The sequence below is a fragment of the Tatumella sp. JGM130 genome, from assembly GCF_018257525.1.
GTDB lineage: Bacteria > Pseudomonadota > Gammaproteobacteria > Enterobacterales > Enterobacteriaceae > Tatumella > Tatumella punctata.
This window is the reverse complement of sequence record NZ_JAERJS010000056.1, coordinates 1-7,892: the sequence shown is the minus strand read 5'-3', so window position 1 is coordinate 7,892 and position 7,892 is coordinate 1. Positions and strand designations below refer to the sequence as shown.

The following is a 7,892-nucleotide window of genomic DNA, read 5'->3' as shown; positions in this document are numbered from 1 at the left end:
TTAGTGTTTTGGCGAATACAAAACTAACCACTTTTACCGCCGTTTTCTATTAATTCACGCTAAGGTGCGATGAACCATAAAAAAGGGGTTCACCGCACAAGTGAACCCCTTTTTTCAGGCAGCCTTTAGCGCCGTTTAATCAGTAAATAGAAGCTGATAATAAAGAACGCGGCACTCGGTAAAATAGCGCCGAGGAAAGGAGGCAGCCCGTAGACCAGGCTGAGTGGCCCAAAGATCTTATCCAGTACATAGAACAGGAAGCCAAAACTGATACCGGTTACCACCCGCATTCCCATAGAGACACTGCGCAGCGGACCAAAAATAAACGATAATGCCATCAGCATCATTACGGCCACCGAAAGAGGCTGTACTGCTTTACTCCACATATTCAACTGATAACGCTCTGCTTTCTGTCCGCTTTGTTTCAGATACCTGATGTAATCATTCAGTCCGCGGATAGATAATGAATCCGGGTCCAGCGCCACAACATTCAGTTTTTCCGGGGTCAGGCTGGTTTTCCAGACGCCGGTCACGGTCTGAGAGCCGGTAATTTGCTGCGGGTTAGTCAGGTCTGATTCATCCACCTGTACCAGGTTCCACTGGTGTTGTCCGCTATCCCAGTCGGCCGTCGCCGCGAAACGGACATCTTCCAGCCGGCGCTGATCATTAAAGCGGTAAATACTGACGCCTTTCAGCTGATTTTCGCTCTGGATATGCTCAATAAAGATAAAGTTATTACCATCTTTAGCCCACAACCCGCCCTGAGTCGACAGTAGTGAACCTCCGAGCATTTGCTGGGCGCGGTAATTGTGCGCCATCTGATCACCCTGTGGTGCCACAAACTCGCCAATCGCCATCGACAGTAATACCAGCGGGATAGCTGTTTTCATCACTGAAAGAGCAATTTGCAGGCGGGTGAAACCGGAAGCCTGCATTACCACCAGTTCGCTGCGCTGTGCCAGGCTGCCCAGTCCGAGTAAGGCCCCCAGTAAAGCGGCCATCGGAAAAAACAGTTCCAGGTCTGACGGCACACTTAACAGGGTAAAATAACCGGCGTCCAGCGCCGTATACGCGCCCTGGCCGGTTTTTCTTAACTGCTCAACAAATTTGATAATGCCCGACAGAGACACCAGCATGAACAGAGTCATCATGATGGTGTTAAATATGGTTTTACCAATATAACGGTCCAGTACTCCAAACATCAGACCACCTCACTGCGGCTGAAACGGGCCCTGAATCGACGCATCGGCAGGGTATCCCACAGGTTCAGGACAATCGCCAGCAACAGATATCCGAGATTAACTGACCACATCCAGACGGCAGGATCAAGACGGCCCTTACCGGCATTTGAGCGGAATGAACTCTGTACCAGGAAGAAAATCAGATACAGCAACATTGCCGGCAGCATCGATAAGACCCTTCCCTGACGCGGGTTAACCACACTCAGTGGTACCACCATCAGCGCCATAACCAGTACCGAGAATACCAGAGTCAAACGCCAGTGCAGCTCCGCACGGAATGCCGGTGAAGGGTTATGCCACAGGGTACTGAATGTCGCCTGGTCCGTATCATTCGGATCCAGAGTGGCCTCTTTATAGCCCATCACCGCCTGATATTTGGTGAAGTCAGTAATACGGAAATCGCGCAGCATCGCCGTGCCTTCAAAGCGGGTTCCTTTATCGAGGATCACCGTCTGGGAACCGTCAGCATGCTGTTCCATATGGCCCTGGTCCGCCACCACGACCGAAGGACGGGCATTTCCTTTGGGCCGCAGCTGTGCCAGGAAAACATTACCGAACTTGTTGCCTTTCACGTTCTCGATAAACAGTACTGAGTTGCCGTCACCGGAAGTACGGAATTGTCCGGCTGCCAGCGCGGCTGCACCCGGGTTGGCTCTGGCGTTCTGGGTCACCTGATCCTGGTAGCGCGCCGACCATGGCCCCAGCCAGGTGACGTTAATCGCCGCCAGAGCAGCCGTCAGCAGCATCAGCAACAAGGCCGCCTTCACCAGCACACTTTTGCCCAGACCACAGGCATGCATGACCGTGATTTCGCTTTCGGTGTACAGCCTTCCCAGCGTCATCAGGATCGCCAGAAACAGGCTTAATGGCAGGATAAGTTGCGCCATATCAGGCACCCCTAATCCCAGAAGAGTAAGAACTAAATTTGTCGGGATATCGCCGTCTACCGCCGCTCCGAGGATCCTGACCAGCTTCTGACAAAAGAAGATCAGTAGCAGGACAAACAGAATGGCGAACTGACTTTTAAGCGTCTCCCGAACCAGATATCTAATGATAATCACGCTAAATACGCCTGTGAAAACTTGTCTTTTTGCAGGAAAGTCGATAGTTTCAACGCTTATTAGCCATTTTAATTCATCAATGGCTGCCATCGTGGCTAAAATTGTATGACCACCTTCTCAGGATACTGAGGTATCAGCCCTCAGAATCTTAACTTATTATGACGCCGATATGGTGTTTGTCATGGTACAACTGTTTCATAATAAGAATAAGAGTTATACATTCTAGCGATAGCAAACGCTGTTGTCTTTAAGATTCAGGAGAATACATGGAGTTCAGTGTAAAAAGCGGTAGCCCGGAAAAACAACGCAGTGCCTGTATTGTTGTCGGCGTATTTGAACCTCGTCGTCTGTCGCCGATTGCCGAGCAACTCGACAAGATCAGCGATGGCTATATCAGTGCCCTGCTTCGCCGCGGCGAACTGGAAGGAAAAGTGGGCCAGACCCTGTTACTGCACCATGTGCCGAACATTCTCTCTGAGCGCATTCTGCTGATTGGTTGTGGTAAAGAACGTGAACTGGACGAGCGTCAGTATAAGCAGATTATTCAGAAAACCATTAACACCCTGAATGATACTGGCTCAATGGAAGCCGTCTGTTTTCTGACCGAGTTACATGTTAAAAGTCGTAACAATTACTGGAAAGTACGTCAGGCGGTCGAAACGGCGAAAGAATCTCTGTACTGCTTTGATCAGCTGAAAAGTAATAAAGCTGAACCACGCCGTCCGTTACGCAAAATGGTCTTTAATGTGCCGACCCGCCGTGAGCTGACCAGTGGCGAACGTGCCATCCAGCATGGTCTGGCCGTTTCGGCCGGGGTTAAAGCAGCTAAAGACCTCGGTAATATGCCACCGAATATTTGTAATCCGGCATATCTGGCTTCTCAGGCCCGTCAGTTAGCGGACGCTTACAGCCAGAATATCACCACCCGGGTGATTGGTGAGCAGCAGATGAAAGAACTGGGGATGAATGCTTATCTGGCGGTCGGTGCCGGTTCGCAGAACGAGTCCCTGATGTCAGTGATTGAGTACAAAGGTCATCCGGATGCGGATGCCCGGCCGATTGTACTGGTCGGTAAAGGTCTGACTTTCGATGCCGGAGGGATTTCCCTGAAGCCCGGCGAAGGCATGGACGAAATGAAGTACGATATGTGTGGCGCCGCGACAGTCTATGGTGTGATGCGTATGGTCGCCGAGCTGAAACTGCCGCTGAATGTGGTAGGTGTGCTGGCCGGGTGTGAAAATATGCCTGACGGCCGGGCGATGCGTCCGGGGGATGTTCTGACAACCATGTCTGGTCAGACCGTCGAAGTGCTGAACACCGATGCCGAAGGCCGCCTGGTGCTGTGTGATACCCTGACCTACGTCGAGCGTTTCGAGCCGGAAGTGGTTATTGATGTCGCCACCCTGACCGGTGCCTGTGTGATTGCCCTCGGCCACCATATCAGCGGACTGTTATCTAACCATAACCCGCTGGCCCATGAACTGATTGGGGCTTCCGAGCAGTCCGGTGACCGTGCATGGCGTTTACCAATGGCTGATGAGTACCAGGAACAGCTGGAATCAAACTTTGCCGATATGGCCAATATCGGCGGACGCCCCGGCGGAGCTATCACTGCCGGATGTTATCTGGCCCGCTTTACACGTAAGTATAACTGGGCTCACCTGGATATTGCCGGTACCGCATGGCGTTCAGGGAAAGCCAAAGGTGCTACCGGACGTCCGGTTCCGCTGCTGTCACAGTTCCTGCTGAACCGTGCCGGGCTGGGTAACGACGAGTAAACCGCCTGCCGCTGTACACCCGGCCCGCCAGGGTGTACGGTTTTTGATCTGCAGTCGCGGCATCATTTATTTTATGAGTGACTCCGGTCACTCTTTTTACTTCATGAAACACAGGCAATCCCATGAAAAATGCCACGTTTTATCTTCCTGGTCCCGATCTGCAACAGGATACCCTGTCTGCGGCAGAAGCACTGGCCTGCGAGCTGGCTGCTGCCCGCTGGCGTGAAGGTAAACGCATCCTGGTCGCCTGCGAAAACGAACAACAGGCTATTCGCCTTGATGAGGCGTTATGGCAACGTCCGGCAGAGGCATTTGTTCCGCATAATCTGGCCGGTGAAGGCCCGCGTTATGGCGCGCCGGTTGAACTGGCCTGGCCGGAGAAACGCGGCAGTACTTCCAGAGATTTGCTGATTAACCTACTGCCGTGGTTCGCAGATTTTGCTACTGCTTTCCATGAAGTGATAGACTTCGTTCCTGATGAAGAATCTTTGAAGCAGCTGGCGCGTGACCGCTATAAAGCGTATCGCAGCGTCGGTTTCCAATTGAATACGGCAACGCACTCCGCGCCAAAAACGACATAGCAGAAATGGAAAAAACATATAATCCGCAAGAGATAGAACAGCCGCTTTACGAGCACTGGGAAAAGCAAGGCTATTTCAAACCCAATAGTGATACCCGCCAGGAAAGCTATTGCATTATGATCCCGCCGCCAAATGTGACCGGCAGTCTGCACATGGGACATGCTTTCCAGCAGACAATTATGGATACCATGATCCGTTACCAGCGTATGCAGGGGAAAAATACCCTGTGGCAGGCAGGGACTGACCATGCGGGTATCGCTACCCAGATGGTGGTTGAACGTAAAATCGCTGCGGAAGAAGGTAAAACCCGTCAGGACTACGGCCGCGAGGCGTTTATCGACAAAATCTGGGAATGGAAAGGCGAATCCGGGGGCACTATCACCCGCCAGATGCGTCGTCTGGGTAACTCTGTGGACTGGGAACGTGAGCGTTTCACCATGGACGAAGGGTTATCCAATGCGGTTAAAGAAGTGTTTATCCGTCTGCACAAAGAAAATCTGATCTACCGTGGTAAACGGCTGGTGAATTGGGATCCGAAACTGCGCACCGCTATTTCCGATCTGGAAGTTGAAAACCATGATTCGAAAGGCTCTATGTGGCATATCCGTTATCCGCTGGCGGATGGCGCGAAAACTGCCGAAGGCAAAGATTACCTGGTGGTCGCCACAACCCGTCCGGAAACTCTGCTGGGGGATACGGGCGTTGCTGTTAATCCGGAAGATCCGCGTTATAAAGATCTGATCGGTAAAGAACTGATACTGCCACTGGTTAACCGCCGGATCCCGATCGTCGGTGACGAACATGCCGATATGGAAAAAGGCACCGGTTGTGTGAAGATCACACCTGCCCATGACTTTAATGACTATGACGTCGGACGTCGCCATAAGCTGCCGATGATCAATATTCTGACCTTTGATGGCGATATTCGTCAGCTGGCTCAGGTTTATGATACTAACGGTGAAGAAAGTAGCGTTTACGATGCCGCGATCCCTGCTGAGTTTGCCGGGCTGGAGCGTTTTGCGGCCCGTAAAGCCATCGTTTCTGCCGTCGATGCGGCCGGTTTACTGGAAGAAATTAAGCCTCATGATCTGACCGTACCTTACGGCGATCGTGGTGGCGTGGTGATTGAACCTATGCTGACCGACCAGTGGTATGTGCGTACTGCACCACTGGCGAAAGTTGCCGTTGAAGCCGTCGAGAACGGTGATATTCAGTTCGTCCCTAAACAGTACGAGAATATGTATTTCTCATGGATGCGTGATATCCAGGACTGGTGTATCTCCCGCCAGCTATGGTGGGGTCACCGTATTCCGGCCTGGTACGATGATAACGGTAACGTTTTTGTCGGCCGTAATGAAGCCGAAGTCCGTGCCGACAATAATCTGGCAGATGATGTCGCGCTGCGTCAGGACGAAGACGTACTGGATACCTGGTTCTCTTCCGGTTTGTGGACTTTCTCTACCCTTGGCTGGCCGGAGAATACCGAGGCTCTGCGCACTTTCCATCCGACCAGTGTGGTGGTCAGTGGCTTTGATATTATTTTCTTCTGGATTGCCCGCATGATCATGCTGACCATGCACTTTATGAAAGACGAAAATGGTAAGCCACAGGTTCCTTTCAAAACCGTCTATATGACCGGCCTGATCCGTGACGATGAAGGACAGAAAATGTCCAAGTCAAAAGGTAACGTGATCGATCCGCTGGATATGGTGGACGGTATTTCACTGCCGGATTTGCTGGAAAAACGTACCGGCAATATGATGCAGCCGCAGCTGGCAGAAAAAATCCGTAAGCGTACCGAGAAGCAGTTCCCGAATGGTATTGAACCTTCCGGCACCGATGCGCTGCGCTTTACCCTGGCAGCACTGGCTTCTACCGGCCGTGATATCAACTGGGATATGAAGCGACTGGAGGGCTACCGCAATTTCTGTAATAAGCTGTGGAATGCCAGCCGTTTTGTACTGATGAACACCGAAGACCAGGATTGCGGATTTAATGGTGGTGAGAAAGTTCTGTCGCTGGCTGATCGCTGGATCCTGACTGAGTTTAACCGTACGGTTAAAGCATACCGCGAAGCACTGGATAGTTATCGTTTCGATATCGCTGCCGGTCTGCTGTATGACTTTACCTGGAACCAATTCTGTGACTGGTACCTGGAACTGACCAAACCGGTCATGAACAGTGGCAGTGAGGCAGAACTGCGCGGTACCCGTCATACACTGGTGACGGTACTGGAAGCGTTACTGCGCCTGGCGCATCCGATTATTCCGTTTATTACCGAAACCATCTGGCAACAGGTGAAGGTTCTGACCGGTAACAGCGATGACACTATTATGCTGCAGCCATTCCCTGCCTACGATGCGGCGAAGGAAGATGCGCAGGCACAGGCAGACATCGAATGGATTAAGCAGGCTATCGTATCAGTACGTAATATTCGTGCTGAAATGAATATTGCCCTGAGTAAACCACTGGATCTGCTGCTGCGTGGCGCTACCCCCGAAGTACTGCGCCGTGTGGAAGCGAACCGGACCTTCCTGCAACGTCTGGCACGCCTGGAAAGCCTGACACTGCTGGCCGCCGATGATAAAGGCCCGGTTTCTGTGACTAAGCTGGTCGAGGGTGCCGAGTTACTGATCCCGATGGCCGGACTGGTTAATAAAGAAGCCGAACTGGAACGTCTGGCAAAAGAGCTGGCGAAAGTGGATCTCGAAATTGAGAAAATCGACACTAAACTGGCTAACGAAGGCTTCGTCGCCCGTGCCCCTGCCGCTGTGGTAGAGAAAGAGCGTGAACGTCTGAGTGATCTGCAACAGGCCAGAGTGAAAATTATCGAGCAGCAGGCAGTCATCGCTGCGCTGTAAGTTTTCCGTTATCCTTTACTGTTTAAAGCCGGGTTTGTCCCGGCTTTTTTGTGCCGGGAACATTTTTCCGACAGCAAGTCTCTTGCTACCGATCGGACGGGTTAAGGCCCGGTGGCGTGGGCCTTAACAATCCGTGCCGGGGCGTCACCTTTTAGTGCGGAGTTACTGGTTTTTGGCATAAGCTTCCGGCTCTGAGCATCTTCCTTTATCAGATACCTTTATCGCTGAAACAGTTTTGCTGCAATCGGCGTTATCGATAATCAGTGCGAATCCACCGCCTTTGGGCATAAACATCCGGCTCTGTGCATCTTCCTTCCGCCATCAGTGGCGGAGTTTCAGCAGCCGCACTGCGGCGGACGGGTTAAGGCCC

Annotated in this window: 5 protein-coding genes; 3 read left to right on the top strand and 2 right to left on the bottom strand. The window is 52.0% G+C overall.

All coding sequences use genetic code 11. The features are described from left to right. Window positions 1-125: 125 nt before the first annotated feature. Together lptG and lptF are read right to left on the bottom strand one after the other, a co-directional pair. Window positions 126-1,202, bottom strand: a complete 1,077-nt coding sequence (lptG, locus tag JK211_RS16285; protein WP_212709673.1) for an LPS export ABC transporter permease LptG — start codon at window positions 1,200-1,202, stop codon at window positions 126-128. Then, entirely contained in the window at window positions 1,202-2,302 is a 1,101-nt protein-coding gene (lptF, locus tag JK211_RS16280) for an LPS export ABC transporter permease LptF (protein ID WP_212709672.1), read from the bottom strand. The genes lptG and lptF overlap by 1 nt, the downstream gene beginning before the upstream one ends. A gap of 266 nt (window positions 2,303-2,568) precedes the next feature. Here lptF and pepA point away from each other — a divergent pair, with 266 nt between their 5' ends. The 3 genes from pepA to JK211_RS16265 all read left to right on the top strand — a co-directional run bounded on the left by pepA (window position 2,569) and on the right by JK211_RS16265 (window position 7,522). After that, entirely contained in the window at window positions 2,569-4,080 is a 1,512-nt protein-coding gene (pepA, locus tag JK211_RS16275; protein WP_212709671.1) for a leucyl aminopeptidase, read from the top strand. A 122-nt stretch (window positions 4,081-4,202) separates the two neighbouring features. Next, the gene (locus tag JK211_RS16270) at window positions 4,203-4,661 is read left to right on the top strand and encodes a DNA polymerase III subunit chi (RefSeq protein ID WP_212709670.1); all 459 of its coding nucleotides are present in this window, start codon (window positions 4,203-4,205) and stop codon (window positions 4,659-4,661) included. Window positions 4,662-4,666: 5 nt separating this feature from the next. Further along, complete coding sequence (locus tag JK211_RS16265) at window positions 4,667-7,522, top strand: valine--tRNA ligase (RefSeq protein ID WP_212709669.1); 2,856 nt, start codon at window positions 4,667-4,669, stop codon at window positions 7,520-7,522. The last annotated feature ends 370 nt before the right edge of the window (window positions 7,523-7,892 follow it).